Consider the following 20,004-nt stretch of genomic DNA (forward strand, 5'->3'; position numbering starts at 1 on the left):
CCTCACTTCATGGCATCGAAGATGGGTTTGAGGGTCGAGGCCCAGATCTCGGGATTGACGTCCCCCACGTGGCGATAGCGGATGATGCCCTGGCTGTCGATAAAGAAGGTCTCGGGCGCGCCGTAAACCCCGAGATCCAGCCCCAACATGCCGTCCGGATCGTAGAGATTGACCTCATAGGGATTGCCGAGCTCCGCCAGCCACTTGATGGCCTTGTCCCGCTCATCCTTGTAGTTCATGCCGACGATGGGAATGCCCTGCCCCGCCAGCTGCTTGAGGTAGGTGTGCTCCCCATAACAGGTCGGACACCAGGTGGCCCAGACGTTGAGCAGCATGGGACGCCCCTTGAAGATGCTCCTGTCATGCTGCTTGTCGAGGTCATAGATGTCCTGCAGGGTGAACACGGGCACCTCCTTGTCCACCATCACGGATTCCAGCTTGGTGGGGTCGGAGTAGAGCCCCTTGAACAGGAACACGGCGCCCATCAGGAAGATGATGAAGGGCAGCAGAAACAGCCAGGTCTTCTTGCTCATGCCTTCGCCTCCTCGTCACGACGGCCGAACCGGTAGCGCTTGTCCAGCATGGCCAGCACGCCGCCGATGGCCATGAAGACGCCGCCGAACCAGATCCAGCGCACGAAGGGCTTGTAGTAGATCCGCACCGCCCAGGCGCCGTTGTCGAGCTGCTCGCCAAGCGCTGCATAGAGATCCCGGGTGAAGCCGGCGTCGATGGCGGCTTCCGTCATCGGCATGCGACTCACCTTGTACATCCGCTTCTCGGGCTTGAGCAGGGCCACCTGCTTGCCGTTCTTGTGCACCTCCAGCACCCCCTTGAAGCCGTCGTAGTTGGGGCCGTTCTTTTCGGCTGTCCCGGCGAACACGAATTCGTAATCGGCGAAGTGCACCCGATCACCGGCCTGCATCCGCAAGTCCTTCTCGATGCTGTAGTTCTGGGTGCAGGCGATGCCGATGATGCTGACCGCGAGCCCCACATGGCCCAGGATCATGGCCCAATGGCTGTTGCCGAGCTTGCGCACCCCGGTGGCAAAGCTGTGCTTGTGGGTGGCTCGCACCCAGGTCTCCTGGATGCTGGTGATGATGATCCAGCTACCCAGACCAATGCCGAGCGCGGCCCAGGGCTTGAACTCCCCGGCAAAGAGCTGCGGCAACCCGAAGGCGGCGGCCAGGCTCAGCCCCAGGGCCAGCACCACCTTGCCCTTGAGCTCGCCGAGCTCCTGACGGCGCCAGCGGAACAGCGGCCCCACCCCCAGCAGCAGGGCGAACGGGATGATGAGCCAGCTGTAGATGTGGTTGAAGAAGGGGGTGCCGATGGAGATGCTGCCAAGCCCCAGCTCCTTGTGCACCAGGGGCAGCAGGGTGCCGAGCAGCACGGTCAGCAGGCCCGCCACCAGCAGGATATTGTTACCGAGCAGCAGGGTCTCGCGGCTCCACAACTCGTGCTTGCCGTGGCTCTTCACCTGGGAGCCCTTGAAGGCGAACAGCAGCAAGGAGCTGCCTATCACCGCTAGCAGGAAGCCCAAGATGAAGAGGCCGCGGGTCGGGTCGGAGGCAAACGCATGGACCGACACCAGCACGCCGGAGCGCACCAGGAAGGTGCCGAGCAGGCTCAGGGAAAACGCCGAGAGCGCCAGCAGTACTGTCCAGGCCTTGAAGGTGGCGCGCTTCTCGCTCACCGCCAGGGAATGGAGCAGGGCCGTGCCCGCCAGCCAGGGCATGAAGGAGGCGTTTTCCACCGGATCCCAGAACCACCAGCCGCCCCAGCCAAGCTCGTAATAGGCCCACCAGGAGCCGAGCACGATTCCCAGGGTCAGGAAGACCCAGGCCGCCATGGTCCAGGGACGGGACCAACGCGCCCAGGTCGCATCGAGCCTGCCCGTCATCAGGGAGGCGATGGCGAAGGCGAAGGCCACCGAGAAGCCCACGTAACCCATGTAGAGCATGGGGGGGTGGAAGATGAGGCCGGGATCCTGCAACAGGGGGTTGAGATCGCGCCCATCCACCGGGAAGTACGGCAGGGTGCGGGTGAAGGGGTCCGAGGTGAACAGCACGAAGGCGGTGAAGCCCACCGAGATGAGGCCGAGCACCCCCAGCACCCGCGCCACCGCATCCAGCGGCAGGCGACGGCTGAACAGGGCCACGGCTGCGGTCCAGCCCCCCAGGGTCAGCACCCAGAGCAACAGGGAACCCTCGTGGGCCCCCCACACCGCCGAGATGCGGTACTGCAGCGGCAGCAGGCTGTTGGAGTTGGTGGCCACGTACTGCACGGTGAAGTCGTTGTCGACGAAGGCCCAGGTGAGGCAGAGGAAGGAGAGCAACAGCAGCAGGAACTGGCTGTAGGCGAGCGGACGGGCCGCCGACATCATGCCGAGGCGCCCCAGTCGGGCGCCGATCAACGGGTAGAACCCCAGCAGCAGGGCGGTGGCAAAGGCCAGGATCAGTGCGAATTGCCCCAGTTCAGGGATCATGGCTGACTTCCTTTCAATTGCGCCGCGACCAGAACCGGTGCACAGGCATGAGACGGTGAGAACTGCCCTACTTCGGGGATCATTGACTATTTCCTTTCGATTGCACGATGAGACATACCGATTCGGCGGCGACACGAGGTGAACACAGGGTCAAGGCTGCCGGGATCATTGCTTGGCCCCTTGCAACTGTGCCTCGGTATATTCGGGCTTGAAGTGCATACCATTGGTGGCGTCGGCCACTTCCGGCGGCATGTAGTTCTCGTCGTGCTTGGCCAGCACCTCGAAGGCGGCCACCGTGGTCGCATCCTTGAGGGTGCCCTGGGCGACGATGCCCTGCCCCTCGCGGAACAGGTCCGGCAGGATACCATCGAACTCCACCGTCACCAGATGGCCACCGTTGTCCACCAGCTTGAAGGCCACCTTGAGGCTCTGGGGATCGCGCTGCACCGAGCCCGGTACCACCAGGCCGCCGATGCGCAGGCGCTGCCCCTCTTCCGGCTTGATCTTGTCCGGTCCCTTGCCTTCCACCAGCTCGCTCGGGGTATAGAAGAGATCGATGTTCTGGCTGAGGGCATAGAGCACCAGGCCGATCACGCTGGCGAGGCCCAGGCTGATGGCCAAAATGATGGTGAGGCGTTTCTTGCGTCTCGGGTTCATAGGGTGTTCTCCATCTGCTGGGCCGCCTTGCGACGGGCCTCGCGGGCCTGCTTGTTGCGCAATTCACCGAGCAGGTTGCGGGTTTTCAACCGGGTGGAAATGACGATGCCGACCAGGCAGAGCGCGGTCAGACCGAAAGAGAGCCAGACGTAGAAGGCGTAACCGCCCATGGCCATGAAGTCGCTGAATGAGGCAAAGTGCATGCTTACTTCTCCTGGCTGGCGATGTCGGCGACCCAGGGACGATGCCACTCCCGCATCAGGAGTTCATTCCTGAAACGCATCAGGGTCAGGGCCCCGAGGAAGGCCGCAAACGCCAATATCATGATGAGCAAGGGCCACAGCATCTCGGGGGAGATGGAGGGCTTGTCAAACTTGGTGATGGAGGCACCCTGATGCAGGGTGTTCCACCACTCCACCGAGTAGTGAATGATGGGCAGGTTGATCACCCCCACCAGCGCCAGTATGCCGGCGGCGCGCCCCGCCACCACCTTGTCGCTGAAGGCGTTGTAGAGGGCGATGACGCCAAGATAGAGAAACAGCAGGATGAGCTCGGAGGTGAGGCGCGCATCCCACACCCACCAGGTGCCCCACATGGGCTTGCCCCAGGCGGCGCCGGTGAAGAGGGCGATGAAGGTGAACACGGCGCCCACCGGGGCGATGGCCGCCACCGTCATGTCCGCCATGCGCAGTTGCCACACCAGCCCGATGAAGGCCGCCACCGCCATGGTTGAGTAGGCCCCCATGGAGAGGATGGCGGCAGGCACGTGGATGTAGATGATCCTGAAAGAGTCTCCCTGCTGATAATCAGCGGGGGCAAAGGCCAGCCCCCAGACCGTGCCTATGATGAAGGCAAGCAGGCTTGTCACGACAAACCAGGGCAGCAGGGTGCCGGCCAGCCCATAGGCGCGCTCGGGTTTGGCATAAGGGTGCAACCATTTCCACATAGCTCACGGAACCTTTCAGTTATTAATTTTTAAGTGGTGAGGGCTACCATACCCACCGGCGGGAAACATCATATCCCCCGAAAGCAATAAGCAGCCATCCCCTTGATCTATCTCAATTATATCCTTCACAAAACAGCCTCAAAAGAAGCTTTTTTGATAATCAATCAATTGACGCTGACCCGCAGTGCCGCCGAGATGGCCAGGGGCGTCAGGGTCAGGGCCCCCGCCAGCATGGCCCCCAGGATCGCGAGCTGGCCCCCGTAGGGCAACCCCATGCTCGCCGCATCGATGGCGGAGGTGGCGAAGATCAGCACCGGGATATAGAGCGGCAGCAGCAGCAGGCTGAGCAGCACGCCCCCCTTGCGCAGCCCCGCCGTCAGTGCCACCCCGACCGCCCCGAGCAGGCTCAGCACCGGGGTGCCGAGCGCCAGGGTGGCCACCACAGCCAAATAGCTCTTCATGTCCAGGGAGAGCAGGATGGCGAGCAGCGGGGAGACCAGCAGCAGCGGCAGGCCGGTCAGCAACCAGTGAGCGATCACTTTCGCCAGCGCCAGCAGCCCGAGGGGATGAGGCATCAGCATCATCTGCTCTAGGGCGCCGTCGCTGAAATCATCGCGAAACAGCCGCTCCAGGGAGAGCATGGCCGCCAGCAGGGCCGCCACCCAGATGATACCGGGGGCAATGCGTGCCAGCAGCTGGGGCTCGGGCCCGATGCCCAGCGGAAACAGGGTGATGACGATGAGGAAGAACCAGAGCGGGTTGAAGATATCGGCGCGCTGGCGCAGGGCCATCAGCAACTCGCGGTGAATAAGGTGTATGACGGCGCGCAGCATGGCTACTCCTGCAACAACGAGGTCAGCGACAGTGTCTTCAGGCGCCCCTGCATCAGGGTCAGATCCTGATGGGTGGTGAGAACCACCATGCCCCCCCGATCCGCGTGAGCCAGGAACAGCCGCTCCAGCACCCTGACCCCCTGCTTGTCGATGGCGGTGAAGGGCTCGTCGAGGATCCAGAGCGCCGGGCGCTCAGACAGCCAGAGCCTGGCCAGCGCCACCCGCCGCTGCTGCCCGGCCGAGAGCTGGCCCGCGGGATAATCCTCGAAGCCGGCGAGGCCGACCTGGGCCAGCACCTGCCAGAGATCCACGGAAGCCTCGGCCGTGCCGTGCAGCTTCTGATAGAAGGAGAGGTTCTCCAGGGGGGTCAGGGTCGCCTTGACGCCGGGCTGATGGCCCAGGTAGAGCAGGCTGGCATGGTACTCATCCCGGCAATGGCGGATGTTTTCACCGTTCCAGCACACCTCCCCCGCGAAGGGTTGGGAGAGGCCGGTCAGCAACCGCAGCAGGCTGGTCTTGCCCACTCCGTTGGGGCCTTCAATCTGCATCAGATCGCCCGAGCGCACCGCGAAGGAGAGATGTTCAAACAGGGTGCGATCTTCACGCACGCAGCTCAGATTGTTGGCTTGAAGCAGCATGGGGATGTAATCGTTGAAAATGAGGCGGCCTGCATCTTAACACAGGATCCGGAGGCGTCTTTTCAAAGATGCCAATAATCAACAGGATTTGTGGGGAAGATCGCGCACCGGCAGAAGAAGATGTGGCAGGGGGAAACTGGAGTGACCAGGCACGGGCAGAGGAAGGGGTGGCAGGGAAGAGCGGGGCGGGCTGTGCCTCCCCTCTCGGTCATGCGCTGGGGTCAGGTGCGCCCCTTGCGCAGGGAGATCAGCAACTCGGCTTCGGCCTGGGGCAACTCGCATTCGCTCATCACCTCGTCAAGATCGGCGCCAAGCTCCACCATCTTGGCGGCGCGGCTGTAGAGGCGACGCTCCGGATCCTGCAGGGTCAACTCCTGCTGGCTATCCTGGATCTTCTGCATGGCCCCTTCGGCGGATTGCAGGCGCTGACCCATGCCGATGGCACCGGTATGCAGCTCCATCATCTGCTTGCGCAGACTCTCGAGTTGCCCCTGCAGCGTCTCCATCCTGGCCTCGGACTCTCGCTGACGGCGGCGGTGACCCAGAATACCGTAGAGGGCCAGCACCAGCGCCAACAAGGACAACCCCAAGGCTGCTAATTCAATCATCAAACTGTCACCTTCCTCATCACAGGGTCCCGCTCGGCGTCAAGGTGCCGCGGGCAAATCCGGGACCGCTGTTGTATCACTTTTTGACGCGCCGTTACAGGGAGCCGATATCGTCCCACTCTTCGTCGGAGAGCAGCTTGTTGAGATCCACCAGGATCAGCAGCTGACCGTCGCGGTTGCTCACACCCTGGATGAACTTGGCGCTCTCCTCGGTGCCCACTGCCGGGGCAGCGTCGATCTCGGAGGAGCGCAGATAGACCACCTCGGCCACGCTGTCCACCATGATGCCGATCACCTGCTTCTCCGCCTCTATGATGACGATGCGCGAATTCTCGCTCACATCCCCGGCCGGCAGGCCGAAGCGGGAGCGGGTGTCGATGACAGTCACCACGTTGCCACGCAGGTTGATGATGCCCAGCACATAGTCTGGCGCACCCGGTACCGGGGCGATCTCGGTGTAGCGCAACACCTCCTGGACCTGCATCACGTTGATGCCATAGGTCTCGTTTTCCAACTGGAAGGTCACCCACTGCAGCACTTCGTCCTCGGCCAGATTCTGTGCAATATTGCGCTTCTCTGTCATCTTCTTGATCCTTGTATGAACCCGTCAACGGGTAAAATTAGCAATAAAACCATGGCGGTGCCGATGTTGTCAGCGGCCTTCAATGTTCACGCCTCGGCCAAGGAGCACCAAGAGCTCCCTGACGTGCAGCAGGGCACACATCTTCTCCTTGACCATGCCCGCCAGCCAGGGGCGTTTCCCCTCCTGATGGCGCCACTTCACCTGATCCCGATGCAGCAGTTCGGTGCCCTTCAACTGATGACAAGCCAGTCCCCAGGGTGATTCCCCCAGCATAATCAGATATTTGTACTCGTCTATCTCCAGATGCTGGCCCGGCATGACCCACTGGGCCGTGTCGACCACGTTCATCTTCTGCTCCCGGGAGGTCATGATCCCCTTGTACCAGCCCGGCTGGCCGAACAGGGAGGTCACCTCCCCCAGCTGGTGAATGCCGCCGAGCTCGGTCAGGGGTACCGCGAAGGTCACTCCGGCCACGTCGAAGAAGAGCGCCTGAAACTCGTTGCCGGTATCCAGGTTTTCCCAGGCCGCAGGGGCAGGCTCAGGTTCCGCCGCCAACGCGGGTTCGGCCAGTGCCAGGGCGACGGGCTCGGCGATCACCGGGATCACCTCGGGCGTCACCAGGGCCACCTCGACTGGCTCGGGCTCTGCCTCGACCTCGAGCTGGAAGGGCTCGACATGCACCTCCTCATGACTCAGGACATCCATCTCATCCTGCACCTGGCTCACCTGGGCGAGCAATTCGCTCAGTTGGGCCAGTCGGTTGTCGGTTTCGAGATAGGGCGCCGCCACCACCTCGGGCAAGGGGGCAGGCTGAGGCTGCAACTGCAGCACAGGGGCCGGCGGCTCGTCGTCCGGCCCTTCCCGCAGCAGGGCGTCATCGAGCAGCAGAGAGTGGAAATAGTCATCCATGGCCCGAACCTGGGTGGTCTCTCTCATGGCTTCACCTCCTGAGTCCGTTGACGCTCAAGCGCATCGAGATTGTTGAGCAGGGTCTCGTAGGCATAGGTGCCACGGCTGCCCGGTGCATAGATGGACGGGGGGATGTGCAGCAGGCTGGCATCCCGGAATTTGGTGTCGATGGGAATGACCGCATTCCACACCGCCTCCCCATACTGCTCCTTGATGGATTGCAGCGTCATCAGCGACGCCCGGGTACGCTTGTCGAACATGGTCGGGATCACGGTATAGCGGAACTTGTCCCGCTTAGATCGCTGCATGATCTCGAAGGTCTTCATCATCCGCTCCAGCCCCTTCAAGGCCAAAAACTCGGTCTGCACCGGCACCAGGATGCGATCGCAGGCCGCCAGCGCGTTGACCATCATCACCCCCAGCACCGGCGGGCAGTCGATGAGCACATAGTCATACTGATCCTGCACCCTGAGCAGGGCACGCTTGAGCACCAGCCCCATGCCTTCCCGGTTGCCCATGACCCTGTCCAGGGTCGCCAGCGTGATGGAGGCAGGCAGCAGGTGGATGTTCTCGAACTTGGTCTTGAGGGTCATCCGGTTGACCAGCTCGGCACTGGGCTTGGCCGCCTGGAACAGCTCGTAGAGGGTGCCCTCCAGCCGGTCCGAGTCAAAATCAAAATAAGAGGTCAGGGAGGCATGGGGATCGGTGTCGATCAGCAGTACCCGCTGGCCACGCTGGGCCAGAATGCCCGCCAGGGAGACGACCGTGGTGGTTTTACCGACTCCACCCTTCTGATTGGCAACCGTCCAAACAATCACTGTATCAATCCTGCCTTGTTGTTATGCGTATGCCACCACCGGGCAGCGTCACCACTCTGACGTTCTCGCTGTCGACGCTCTGTGGCGCGGCCGATGCCGGCGTCGCCGTCAGGGGTTTGGCGGGGGATGCCGGCACCCAGGCGAATCTGGAGATGGCGACCACGACCTTGCGATTCTGTAACCGCCCCTGCTCGCTGCCGTTGTCGGCGAAGGGGGAGAACTCCCCATAGGCCTCATAGGCGAGCCGCTCGGGGGCGATGCCCTTGACCACCAGGGAGCCGAGCACAGCCTCGGCGCGGGCGGCAGACAGGGTCCAGTTGGAGCGAAACATTTCGTTGTTGATCGGCTGGTTATCCGTGTAACCCCGCACCCTGACATAGTTATCGACCGGTTTCAGAATACCTGAAAGCGTATCGAGCACCGGGGCCGCATTGCTCCCCAGAAAGGCGCTGCCGCTGCGAAACAGCAGGCCGGAACTCAGCTCCACCGTCAGCCAGTTGTCATCCTTCGCCAGCTTGACCACGCCGGCCTCCACCAGGGCGCCCATGGCCTCCTGCAACTGCAGATCGATCGTCGCAAGGGCCGTGCCATCTTGCTGGATCGGGGTACCCGTGATAGGAGCGAGCGAAGGCGATGGGGAGGCCTGGCTCTCCAGCAGGGAAGACGCCGCCGACACAGGGTTGTTGAGCAGGGAGTTGCCCTGCCCCTCCAGCAAGCCGTCGCTACGCGGTACCTGGTTGAATGCCTGGGTCATGCCCTCGATGACGGCGCGGTACTGCTCCTTGTTGACGATGGCTACGGAGTAGAGCACCACGAAGAGGGCGAAGATGAGCGTCATGTAATCGGCATAGGAGACCAGCCAGCGATCGAGATGTTCTCGCCCTTGCAGGTGCAAACGATAGCGCTTGCGCATGGCTATTCCCCTTTCAGATACGCCCGTAGCCGCCGTTCAACCTGCTGGCCATTCTCCCCGTGGGCGATGGCCAGCAACCCTTCCAGCGTCATCTCCTGATAGAGACCGTGGTGGTAGTGGAATGCCCGCAGGCGATTCGCTATCGGCAGATAGAGGAGGTTGGCAAAGCCCACCCCGTAGATGGTCGCGACGAAGGCGATGGCGATGCCGGCGCCCAGGGTGCCCGGCTCCTCCAGATGAAACATGGCCTGGATGAGGCCTATCACGGCCCCTATGATGCCTATGGTCGGGCTGTAGCCCCCCATGGCCTCGAACACCCTGGCAGCGTGCTCGTTGCGCTCCTGTTCGATGTCGATGTCCGCCTCCAGCAGGCGGCGGATATCCTCGATGGAGACCCCGTCCACTATCATGGTGAGGCCCTGACGAGTGAAGGGATCGCTCTCCTCTTCGGCCTGGTTCTCCAGCGCCAGCAACCCCTGCTGGCGCGCAAACTGGGCCCAGGCCTGCAGGCGCTCGGCCTGCTGCACCAGATCCCGCTGTGGCGGAAACAGCATCCAGCGGGCTTGGGCGAGTGCGGCCAGCATGTACTTGCGGGGCGTCTGCAGGATGACGGCACCCCAGGTGCCACCGACCACGATGACGAAGGCCGGGCCATCCAGCAGGGTCAGCAGGCTGCCACCGTGCCACCACTGGGCGACGGCCACGGCAGCCAGCGCCAGCACCAGGCCGAACATGCCCATGGTCAGCGACCCAACTCGACCAGGATGCGCTGGGCAACCCTGTCCAGCGGCAGGGATTCGCTGGCGATGCCCGCCTTGGCAACCGCCTGGGGCATGCCGTAGACCACGCAGGAGGCTTCATCCTGCGCCCAGATGGTGGCGCCCTGATCCTTGAGCAGACGCGCCCCGTCCCGGCCATCGGCACCCATGCCGGTCAACACGATGGCGAGCACCTTGTCGCCGTAGATCTTGGCGGCCGAGGCGAAGGTGATGTCGACACAGGGTTTGTAGTTGACCTTGTCATTGCCCTCGATGATGCGAAGACGAGCACCGGGCCCGCGCCCTTCCAACAGCATCTGCTTGCCACCGGGGGCCAGATAGGCGTGACCAGGCCTCAGCACGTCACCGTCCTCTGCCTCCTTGACCCCGATCTGGCACAAGCCGTTGAGACGGGCGGCGAAGGCCGCGGTGAAGGTGGCCGGCATATGCTGGATTAACAAAATCGGATGGGGGAAATCTCCCGGCAGCTTGGTCAGCACGTTCTGCAGCGCCACCGGACCGCCGGTGGAGGTGCCGATGGCCACCAACTGATAGCTCTTGCCGCTGCGCTTGAAGCTGGCGGGGGCCGCGGCGGCGCGGACCGGTTCGGGCTGGCGCTCAAGAGGACGTGCCAGGGCAGCACCGAGGGCGGGACGCACCGCGGGCTCCGGCGCCCGGGGTCTGGTGGCCGCCATCAGGAAGCGCTTGCGGGCAATCTCCCTGACGCGCTGTTGCAGCAGCTTGACCGCCTCATCCTTGTCACGGGCGATGTCTTCGAACTTCTTGGGCAGAAAATCGAGGGCGCCGGCATCCAGTGCATCCAGGGTCGCCTTGGCCCCCTCATGGGTCAGCGAGGAGAACATCAATATGGGGGTTGGACACTTGGCCATGATCTCGCGCACGGCGCTGATGCCGTCGAGCACCGGCATTTCGATGTCCATGGTGATGACGTCAGGCCGCAACTGCAGCGCCTTGTCTACCGCTTCCCGGCCGTTCTGAGCCGTGTCGATCACCGTCATCAGGGGGTCCTGATTGATGATCTCGCTGACCCGGCGACGGAAGAAACTCGAATCGTCGACCACTAATACCTTGACTGCCATTGTTATTCTTTTAACTCCTTGAGCCAGTCGCTCAGTGGCGGCGGGCATAAGCCTTGAGCAGGCTGGGCACGTCCAGGATGAGGGCGATGCCGCCATCGCTGGTGATGGTGGCACCGGCCATGCCGGGGGTCCCTTGCAGCAGATTGTCCAGAGGCTTGATCACCACCTCTTCCTGACCGATGAGGTTGTCCACCACGAAGCCCACCTGCTGGGTGCCGATCTGGACGATAACCACATGGCCTGTGTCCTGACGGGCCGTCTTGCCGGCACCACGGACCAGCCACTTGTGCAGGTAGAACAGCGGGATCGCCTTGTCGCGTACTATGATGGTGAGCTGGCCGTCCACCACGTTGGCCTTCTTCAGATCCAGGTGGAAGATTTCGTTCACGCAGCCCAGCGGCAGGGCAAAGGTCTGTTCACCCACTTCCACCATCAGGGTCGGCAGTATGGCCAGGGTCAGGGGCACCTTGATCTCGAGGCGGGTGCCCTTGCCCCAGGTCGAATCGATGTGCACCGAGCCATTGAGGCTGACGATGCTGGTCTTCACCACATCCATGCCGACGCCACGGCCCGAGATGTCGGAGATCTCGGACTTGGTGGAGAAGCCGGGGGCGAAGATCAGGTTGTAGGCGTCGTTGTCGCTCATGCGCGCCGCGCTGTCGGCATCGAGCACACCACGGCTGATGGCGATGGCTTTGAGCTTCTCCGGATCCATGCCAGCGCCGTCATCCTCGATGCAGAGCAGGATATGGTCACCCTGCTGAGAGGCGCTAAGGGTGATGGTGCCCTGGCGGGGCTTGCCCGCCTTCTCCCGCACGTCCGGCATCTCGACCCCGTGGTCGCAGGAGTTGCGCACCAGGTGAACCAGGGGATCGGCCAGGGCCTCCACCAGGTTCTTGTCGAGATCCGTCTCTTCACCCACCATCACCAACTCGATATCTTTTTTGAGGGTGCGGGCGAGATCGCGCACGACGCGGGGGAAGCGGCCGAAGACTTTCTTGATAGGTTGCATGCGGGTCTTCATGACCGCGCCCTGCAGATCAGCGGTCACCACATCCAGGTTGGCCACCGCCTTGGACATCTCTTCGTCATTGCTGGCGATACCGAGGCTCACCAGGCGGTTTCGCACCAGCACCAGTTCCCCCACCATGTTCATGATGACGTCCAGGGTCTTGGTATCCACCCGCACCGTGGTGTCGTTTTGCACCGCACTGCTCTCGGGGGCCGCCTGCTTGGCAGGGGAGGGTGCCGGGGCCGGTTTGGCCGGCGCAGGGGCGGGTTTGGCGGGAGCGGCGCTGGCAGCGACCGGCGCCTTGGGCGGGGTCACAGGCGCGGCGGGTGCCTTGGGCTCGGGAGCCGGTGCAGCCGCCATGCTGTGCTGGGGCGCCTGGCCACGGCCATGCAATTCATCCAGCAGGCGTTCGAACTCGTCGTCGTCGATGAGCTCGTCCACCTCTTTTTGTACCGATTGCAGCGGGGAAAGATCAGGGGCACCGCCGTGCTGGCCCTGGCCGTGCAGCTGATCGAGCAAGGCCTCGAACTCATCGTCCGTGATGTCGCCCGAGCCGCTCAACACGGGGGCGGCAGACACCGTCGGCGCCTTGCCGGCACCGTGCAGTTCATCCAGCAGGCGCTCGAATTCGTCGGCGGAGATCTCGTCGATGGAGCCGCCACCGTTGACGGCAACAGGCGCACTCTCGGCGACGATGACGGGTTCGGGTTCAGGCTCGGGTTCTGGCTGCTGCGGGGCGGCAACACTGGCGGTACGCAGTTGCTCCTGCCCTTCGGGTTTGCACAACTCGTGCAGATCGTGCAGCAGATCGGCAGAGGCCGGGCTGGTCGGCTCCCGGTTCTGCACCTGGGCAAACATGACGTTGATGGCATCAAGGGCCTGCAAAATGACATCCATCAGCTCGGCACTGAGGGTTCGCTTGCCGTTGCGCAGCATGTCGAACAGGTTCTCGGCACCGTGGCAGACGTCCACCAGCTCGGTCAGGGAGAGGAAACCCGCTCCCCCCTTGACGGTATGGAAGCCGCGAAAGATGGCATTCAACAGATTCTTGTCATCGGGCCGCTTTTCCAAGTCGACCAGTTGTTCAGACAACTGTTCCAATATTTCTGATGCTTCGACCAAAAAGTCTTGCAGTATGTCTTCATCAACTTCGAAGGCCATGCGTCACTCCATTAGAATCCCAGGCTAGACAGCAGATCGTCCACATCATCTTGACCATTGACCACATCGGACCTTGTCTGCGGGTTCATGATGGGGCCTTCTGCCTCGATGCCGCTCGCTGGCAGGCTGCGCGCCGAATTCTCGATGACGGCCTCACCAAACATGGTCAGCATCTCTATCAACTTTGTTTCAACTTCCTGCACCAGCTTGATCACCTTGCGGATCATCTGACCGGTCAAGTCCTGGAAATCCTGAGCCATCAGGATTTCAGTCAGCAGTTGTCGTAACTTATCGGCATCCGTCTCCGAAGCCTTAATAAAATCATTCAGTTGATGGCAGAGTGCCTTGAACTGGCCCAGTTCAAGATCCCGGCTCATCAAGGCATTCCAATTGGGCATCACCAGCTGAATGTTGTCATTGAGCCGATCGGCGATGGGAAGGCTGGCCTCTACCGCATCCATGGTGCGATTGGCCGCCTTGTCCGTCATGTCGATGACATAGCTGAGACGCTCCCGGGCATCCGGGATCTCGTGGGTGGCCAGGTCGGGGATCCTGGGATCCAGGCGAAAATCTTGCAGTGAGTTGTGTAACTGACGGGTCAGCTGCCCCACCTTGTCAAACAGGGCCGCCGCATTGGGGGCGCACACATCGGCGAGGATGGTATCGGCCTGTTCAAACTCTTCTCGCTCCAGGTGGGCAACCAGCATCCTTGCCTGTTCAAGCGAGATCATGGCACTCGTTTTGGCCTTCATCCCTGCCGCTCCTTAGCCGATTCGTTCAAAGATCTTGTCGAGCTTCTCTTTGAGGGTGGCGGCAGTGAACGGCTTGACGATATAGCCATTGACCCCCGCCTGGGCGGCTTCGATGATCTGCTCGCGCTTGGCTTCCGCAGTCACCATCAGTACCGGCAGGTGCTTGAGTTTGTCATCGAGACGGATCGCCTTGAGCAGGTCTATGCCCTGCATGCCGGGCATGTTCCAGTCGGTGACCACGAATTGATAATCGCCGTTTTTCAACATCGGCAGGGCCGTGTTGCCATCGTCTGCTTCATGGGTATTGTTATATCCCAGGTCACGCAGCAAGTTCTTGATAATCCGGCGCATCGTTGAAAAATCGTCGACGATGAGGATTTTCATGTTCTTGTCCAAAATTCCCTCCTAAATAGCCGCCAAAACGGCTCACTTACATGATGCAGATCGCAGGTTTTATGGTGCGGATTATGCCTTAGAGTTGCGTTCCAGTGTAGCCAGTACAACCACTTATAAATTCCAATCTCTCAGACGGGCCCGCAGCCTGTGCATGGCCTGGCTATGGATCTGGCTCACCCGAGACTCGCTGACGCTCAGGACTTCCCCGATTTCACGCAAGTTCAGCTCTTCGTCGTAATACAGTGACAGCACCAGGGCTTCCCGTTCGGGCAGGCGGGCGATGTGTTCGGCCAGGGCGCCCTGAAAGCGCTCGGCCGCCAGATCGTCGAAGCCGCCGTGACCGCTGGCGTCATCGGGATGCCCTATCACATCCTCGCTGACCCCGAGATCCTCGATGCCGATGATCTTGCCGCAGGAGACATCCTGCAGCATGGCATGGTATTCACCCAGGGAGACCCCCATGTTGGCGGCCACCTCGGTGTCTCTGGCATCCCGGCCATGGGCCTGCTCCACGTTCTCGATCGCCTCGGCGATGGCACGGCTGTTGCGATGCACCGAGCGGGGCACCCAGTCCCCGCGGCGGATCTCGTCGAGCATGGCGCCGCGGATGCGGATGCCGGCATAGGTTTCAAAGCTGGCGCCCTTGCTGCCGTCAAAGTTGCGGGAGGCTTCGAGCAGCCCAATCATACCTGCCTGGATCAGGTCATCCAGCAAGACACTGCTTGGCAGGCGAGCCAATAAATGCTGGGCAATCCGCTTGACCAGGGGAGCGTGACGCTCCACCAGCACGTAGGAATCCTGATGACGCAAGTATGCTTGGGCTTTATTCACGGGAGTCTTCCTGTGCTATGACCGGCTTTTGCAATAAATTTTCCAGGAAAAATTCTAGGTGTCCCCCCGGTTGGTTCGGGATGGGCCAGCTCGCCGCCTTGTTCGCCAGGGCACGGAATGCCAGGGAGGCGGGCGACTTGGGGAACGCCTCGACGATCAGCTTCTGCTTGCGCACCGCGGCCCGCAGGTTGGTGTCGTAAGGCACGCAGGCCACCAGCTCCAGGGAGGTATCCAGGAAGCGGTCGGTGACCCGGGTCAACTTGGCGAAGAGCTCCTGTCCCTCGCGCAGGGAGCGCACCATGTTGGCCACCACCTTGAAGCGGAACACCCCGTGATCCTTGGAGAGGATCTTGATGAGGGCATAGGCATCGGTGATGGAGGTAGGCTCGTCGCAGACCACCACCATGATGTCCTGGGCCGCACGGGTGAAGCTCAGCACCATGTCGGAGATCCCCGCCGCCGTGTCCACCAGCAGCACGTCTACCTGGGTCTTCATCTCGCTGAAGGCGCGGATGAGCTCGGCATGTTGCACCGGCGACAGCTCGACCATGGACTGGGTGCCCGAGGTGGCCGGCACTATCATCATGCCGTAGGGCCCCTCGACGATGATGTCGTCTATGGTGCACTCCCCCGCCAGCACATGGGAGAGGTTGCGGTGCACCCGCAGCCCCAGCATGACGTCGACGTTGGCCAGACCAAGGTCGGCATCCAGCACCAACACCCGCTTGCCCTGGGCGGCCATGGCTCCCGCCACGTTCAGGGTCACGTTGGTCTTGCCAACGCCCCCCTTGCCTCCAGACACGGCGATCACTTTCACTCGATTGTTTTGACGCATTTTGCGCAGACCACTCGCCTGATCCATATACATGTTACTCATAAAACTCCGAATCTTCGGCCTCGCCAAAGCCTGAACCCCAGAAGTAAGGGTCTTCTGTTTCCCGCTCCAGCGAGCCCATGGCCGCGCCAACCAGCAGCGCCGCATTGGCAACTTGAATATCTTCCGGCACCCGCTGTCCATCTGTGATGTAGCTGATGGGCAGGGCGTTCTGAATGCATACGTTAATCACTTCACCCAGATTCAGGCTCTCGTCGAGCTTGGTCAGGATGCACCCGGAGAGCGGAATGCGCCTGAAGTGATCCACCGCCTCCTGCATCACCCGGCGCTGGGAGGTGGCCGACATGACCAGGTAGCTGCGAATGCGCACCTTGGCATTCTTGACCAGGGTGTCGAGCTGCTCGGTCAGACGGATATCCCGCTGCCCTACCCCGGCGGTATCGATGAGCACCAGCCGGCGGTTGCGGAACTGATAGAGCGCATTGGCGAGCTCCTCGGCATCGCGCACCTGACGCACCGGGCAACCCATGATGCGACCATAGGTCTGCAGTTGTTCGTGGGCCCCGATCCGGTAGTTGTCCGTTGTGATGAGAGCCACCTGCTCGGCGCCATACTTCATGGCAAAGCGAGCCGCCAGCTTGGCGATGGTGGTGGTCTTGCCCACCCCGGTCGGGCCGAGCAGGGCCACGGCACCGCCCTGGCGCAAGATGTCGTCTTCGCTGATCTTGAGCTGGGCCGTCAGTACCTCGGCCAGCTGGGCCATGGCCTGATGGATGGGCATGTCTTCCGGGATAAGCCCGGCAAGCTGATCGGCGAAAGCATCGTCGAACCCCATCTTCTTGAGTTCCTTGATGAGCAGCGCCCGCATCGGCTCGCGGCGCTCCACCTCCTGCCACATCAGACCGGAGATCTGGTGCTCGAGCAGCTTGCGAATGCTGGCCATCTCCTTGCGCATCCCCTCCATCTCCTGATCCCGAGGCGCGGACTGGGCAGCACGGGGGCCGGGGGCCGGGCGCGCCTTCGGCTTGGCGGGTTCGGGGGCTGCGCCCCACTGGCCCTGTTCGGCCAGGGTTCTGGGTGCGCTGGCGGCCGCAGCCAGTCCGGCGGACTGGGTGCCGGCACCGCCATTGGCGGGCCAGGAGGCAGCGGCAGGACTACCGTTGCCCGTCCCATTGGCAGACCATGACCCCGGGGCGGCATTGCCGCCCGCCGGGTTGGCCGGGTTGAGCTTCTGCTGGCGTGCCAGCAGGGCCGCCAGGGTATCGGCATAGTATTCGTTCTGCTCCTTGGGGGGAGCCGAGCGCGTCATCTGCTTGCCCGCAGACGAGATATTGACGCTCTCATCGTTCAACTGACGGCGAACCGGCGCATCTTTAGGTCCAGGCACCTGGGACTGATAATCGACGGCCGCGACTATCTCCACCCCACCGGTGACCTTTTTGTTGGACATGATGACGGCATCCGGCCCGAGAGTCTCCTTGACCTCGGCCAGCGCCGTGCGCATGTCTTTGGCAAAAAACCGCTTAATCTTCACCCGTCATCTCCGCTAACTAGCCCTGTCCTACCGCACTGACGATGCGGATCTGCTTGTCATCAGGCACTTCCTGATAAGACAGGACGCGTAATCCAGGAATGGCATTCTTGACAAATTTCGCCAGGGTATTGCGCAATATCCCCGATGTCAGAAGCACGGCCGGCTGGCCTTCCAGTTCTTGTCGTTGAGTGGCTTCCACCAGGGAGCGCTGCATCCGCTCCGCCAGTCCCGGTTCGATACCGGCGCCATCTCCCCCACCTGCTTGCAGGGATTGATGCAATATGCGTTCCAGTTCTGGTGAAAGGGTGATCACCGGCAGTTCGGGCTCTGGGCCGGCAATCTCCTGCACGATCAGCCTGCGCAGGGCGATACGGCAGGCGGCGGTCAGCACTTCCGGGTCAGGACTGCGTGGTGCATATTCCACGAGGGTCTGCAGGATAGTGCGCATATCGCGAATTGGCACGCCTTCATTGAGGAGATTTTGCAATACCTTCACCAGGTTGCCCATGCTGATCACCTCAGGAACCAACCCTTCCACCAGCTTGCTCTGATGCTTCCCTATCATGTCCAGCAGTTGCTGCACCTCGTCGTGACCCAGCAGCAGGGCGGCATGGTTGGAGAGGATCTGGCTCAGGTGGGTGGCCACTACGGTGGCCGCGTCCACCACGGTATAGCCGAGAGTCTGGGCCTGGGAGACCTGATCCTTGGCGACCCAGACCGCCTCCAGCCCGAACGCGGGATCCTGGGTCGCGATGCCCTGGATCTGGCCAAACACCTGGCCCGGGTTGATGGCCATCTCCTTGTCGTGATAGACGGTGGCCTCGCCGGTGCTCACCCCCATCAGGGTGATGCGGTACTGGTTGGGGGCGAGATCCAGGTTGTCGCGGATGTGTACCGCAGGCACCAGGAAGCCGAGCTCCTGGGAGAGCTTCTTGCGCACCCCCTTGATCCGGTTGAGCAGCTCGCCCCCCTGGTTCTTGTCCACCAGCGGGATGAGCTGATAGCCCACTTCCAGACCGATGATGTCCACCGGCATCACGTCGTCCCAGCTCAGGTCCTTCGGCTCGAGCGGGGCATCGCCCTGGGCCGGCAGGAGTTCACCGCTCGCCACCCTGGCCTTGTTCAGTTTCTCCCGACGCAGCAACCACCAGGCTCCGGCCGCAGCCACCGCTCCCAGGCTCAGGAAAGCCAGGTGCGGCATGCCGGGCACGCTGCCCATCATCAGCAGGATGCCAGCGGAGATCACCAGCGCCTTGGGGTTCTCGAACAGCTGGCCGAGTACCGCCGTGCCCATGTCCTGATCGGTATTTTGACGGGTGACTATGATGGCCGCGGCGATGGAGAGCAGCAGGGACGGGATCTGGGCCACCAGGCCGTCACCGATGGCCAGCAGGGTGTAGATCTGGGCCGCTTCACCGAAGCTGAGCTGGTGCTGCATCATGCCGATGATGAAGCCACCGATGATGTTGATGAAGAGGATCATGATGCCGGCGATGGCATCCCCCTTCACGAATTTGGAGGCACCGTCCATGGAGCCGTAGAAGTCCGCTTCCTGGGTCACGTCCTGACGGCGCTTCTTGGCCTCTTCCTGGTTGATGAGGCCGGCGTTCAGGTCCGCATCGATGGCCATCTGCTTGCCGGGCATGGCATCCAGGGTGAAGCGGGCACTCACCTCGGAGATCCGGCCCGCCCCCTTGGTGACCACCACGAAGTTGATGATCACCAGGATCATGAAGACGATGATGCCCACCGCATAGTTGCCGCCGATCACCACGTTGCCGAAGGCCTCGATCACATGGCCCGCCGCCGCACTGCCGTTGTGGCCTTCCAGCAGCACCACCCGGGTGGAGGCGACGTTGAGTGCCAGCCGCAGCAGGGTCGCTATCAGCAGGACGGTGGGGAAAGCGGCAAACTCCAGCGGCCGGCGGGTATAGACAGCCACCAGCAGCACCACGATGGAGAGGGCGATGTTGAAGGAGAACAGGATATCCAGCATCAGCGGCGGTATGGGGAGTACCACCATGCCGAGGGAGGCGAGCACCAGCAACGGGGTCCCGATCCCCTTGCTGAGCAACCATCTGTACTCTTTGAAACGGCTCACTCCAGCCTTGAATCCCATCGTTCTTCTCGATTTACCACTGCCGATGCCGAATTAAAGCAAATATCAAGCCAATTACCCAACCAATTGATCTATATGAATTTTATTTTGATGCTGTCAGAAGTCCGTCGGAGGAC

General features: G+C 62.1%; 21 protein-coding genes. All 21 read right to left on the minus strand.

From position 1 onward, the window contains the following. Positions 1–2 precede the first annotated feature (2 nt). The gene (locus KW824_RS07035; RefSeq protein WP_005333040.1) at positions 3–533 is read right to left on the minus strand and encodes a DsbE family thiol:disulfide interchange protein; all 531 of its coding nucleotides are present in this window, start codon (positions 531–533) and stop codon (positions 3–5) included. Beyond that, a complete protein-coding gene (locus tag KW824_RS07040) occupies positions 530–2,485 on the minus strand; it encodes a heme lyase CcmF/NrfE family subunit (RefSeq protein ID WP_218409388.1) in 1,956 nt (651 codons plus the stop codon). Before KW824_RS07040 ends, KW824_RS07035 begins: the two co-directional genes overlap by 4 nt. 165 nt (positions 2,486–2,650) lie before the next feature. Beyond that, positions 2,651–3,142 (minus strand): cytochrome c maturation protein CcmE, encoded by a 492-nt coding sequence (ccmE, locus tag KW824_RS07045; protein ID WP_171268727.1) that lies wholly within the window; start codon positions 3,140–3,142, stop codon positions 2,651–2,653. Further along, entirely contained in the window at positions 3,139–3,345 is a 207-nt protein-coding gene (ccmD, locus tag KW824_RS07050; RefSeq protein ID WP_025326268.1) for a heme exporter protein CcmD, read from the minus strand. Before ccmD ends, ccmE begins: the two co-directional genes overlap by 4 nt. 2 nt (positions 3,346–3,347) lie before the next feature. Beyond that, positions 3,348–4,088 carry a heme ABC transporter permease gene (locus KW824_RS07055; RefSeq protein ID WP_005333032.1) on the minus strand — a complete coding sequence of 247 codons (741 nt, stop codon included), beginning with the start codon at positions 4,086–4,088 and terminating at the stop codon, positions 3,348–3,350. A gap of 164 nt (positions 4,089–4,252) precedes the next feature. Beyond that, a complete protein-coding gene (ccmB, locus tag KW824_RS07060; protein ID WP_218409389.1) occupies positions 4,253–4,921 on the minus strand; it encodes a heme exporter protein CcmB in 669 nt (222 codons plus the stop codon). Positions 4,922–4,923: 2 nt separating this feature from the next. Continuing rightward, the gene (gene ccmA / locus KW824_RS07065; RefSeq protein ID WP_218409390.1) at positions 4,924–5,559 is read right to left on the minus strand and encodes a cytochrome c biogenesis heme-transporting ATPase CcmA; all 636 of its coding nucleotides are present in this window, start codon (positions 5,557–5,559) and stop codon (positions 4,924–4,926) included. Positions 5,560–5,780: 221 nt separating this feature from the next. Next, on the minus strand, positions 5,781–6,167 hold the full coding sequence (locus KW824_RS07070; protein WP_042648456.1) for a DUF2802 domain-containing protein: 387 nt from the start codon (positions 6,165–6,167) through the stop codon (positions 5,781–5,783). Positions 6,168–6,261: 94 nt separating this feature from the next. Further along, entirely contained in the window at positions 6,262–6,750 is a 489-nt protein-coding gene (locus KW824_RS07075; RefSeq protein ID WP_005333026.1) for a chemotaxis protein CheW, read from the minus strand. Between the two features lie 69 nt (positions 6,751–6,819). Further along, positions 6,820–7,686: a chemotaxis protein CheW gene (locus KW824_RS07080; RefSeq protein ID WP_042648457.1), complete on the minus strand. Its 867-nt coding sequence runs from the start codon at positions 7,684–7,686 to the stop codon at positions 6,820–6,822. Beyond that, complete coding sequence (locus tag KW824_RS07085) at positions 7,683–8,477, minus strand: ParA family protein (RefSeq protein WP_139435283.1); 795 nt, start codon at positions 8,475–8,477, stop codon at positions 7,683–7,685. The genes KW824_RS07080 and KW824_RS07085 overlap by 4 nt, the downstream gene beginning before the upstream one ends. A 4-nt stretch (positions 8,478–8,481) precedes the next feature. After that, positions 8,482–9,390, minus strand: coding sequence for a flagellar motor protein MotB (locus tag KW824_RS07090; protein WP_171268722.1), 909 nt, complete (start codon positions 9,388–9,390; stop codon positions 8,482–8,484). 2 nt (positions 9,391–9,392) lie between these two features. Next, positions 9,393–10,130 (minus strand): flagellar motor protein, encoded by a 738-nt coding sequence (locus tag KW824_RS07095; protein WP_005333022.1) that lies wholly within the window; start codon positions 10,128–10,130, stop codon positions 9,393–9,395. Positions 10,131–10,132: 2 nt separating this feature from the next. Next, complete coding sequence (locus KW824_RS07100; protein ID WP_042648461.1) at positions 10,133–11,248, minus strand: chemotaxis response regulator protein-glutamate methylesterase; 1,116 nt, start codon at positions 11,246–11,248, stop codon at positions 10,133–10,135. A 31-nt stretch (positions 11,249–11,279) separates the two neighbouring features. Further along, positions 11,280–13,421, minus strand: coding sequence for a chemotaxis protein CheA (locus tag KW824_RS07105; protein WP_218409391.1), 2,142 nt, complete (start codon positions 13,419–13,421; stop codon positions 11,280–11,282). An 11-nt stretch (positions 13,422–13,432) separates the two neighbouring features. Continuing rightward, positions 13,433–14,173, minus strand: a complete 741-nt coding sequence (locus tag KW824_RS07110) for a protein phosphatase CheZ (protein ID WP_025326257.1) — start codon at positions 14,171–14,173, stop codon at positions 13,433–13,435. 12 nt (positions 14,174–14,185) lie between these two features. Then, positions 14,186–14,569, minus strand: a complete 384-nt coding sequence (cheY, locus tag KW824_RS07115; RefSeq protein WP_025326256.1) for a chemotaxis response regulator CheY — start codon at positions 14,567–14,569, stop codon at positions 14,186–14,188. A 111-nt stretch (positions 14,570–14,680) separates the two neighbouring features. Beyond that, positions 14,681–15,400 (minus strand): RNA polymerase sigma factor FliA, encoded by a 720-nt coding sequence (locus KW824_RS07120; protein WP_025326255.1) that lies wholly within the window; start codon positions 15,398–15,400, stop codon positions 14,681–14,683. Beyond that, positions 15,393–16,268, minus strand: a complete 876-nt coding sequence (locus KW824_RS07125) for a MinD/ParA family protein (protein ID WP_025326254.1) — start codon at positions 16,266–16,268, stop codon at positions 15,393–15,395. The genes KW824_RS07120 and KW824_RS07125 overlap by 8 nt, the downstream gene beginning before the upstream one ends. A gap of 1 nt (position 16,269) precedes the next feature. Continuing rightward, positions 16,270–17,769 (minus strand): flagellar biosynthesis protein FlhF, encoded by a 1,500-nt coding sequence (gene flhF / locus KW824_RS07130; RefSeq protein WP_218409392.1) that lies wholly within the window; start codon positions 17,767–17,769, stop codon positions 16,270–16,272. Positions 17,770–17,785: 16 nt separating this feature from the next. Next, complete coding sequence (flhA, locus tag KW824_RS07135; protein WP_218409393.1) at positions 17,786–19,888, minus strand: flagellar biosynthesis protein FlhA; 2,103 nt, start codon at positions 19,886–19,888, stop codon at positions 17,786–17,788. Positions 19,889–20,004: the final 116 nt, after the last annotated feature.

The sequence above is a fragment of the Aeromonas sp. sif0611 genome (assembly GCF_019218845.1).
GTDB lineage: Bacteria > Pseudomonadota > Gammaproteobacteria > Enterobacterales > Aeromonadaceae > Aeromonas > Aeromonas media.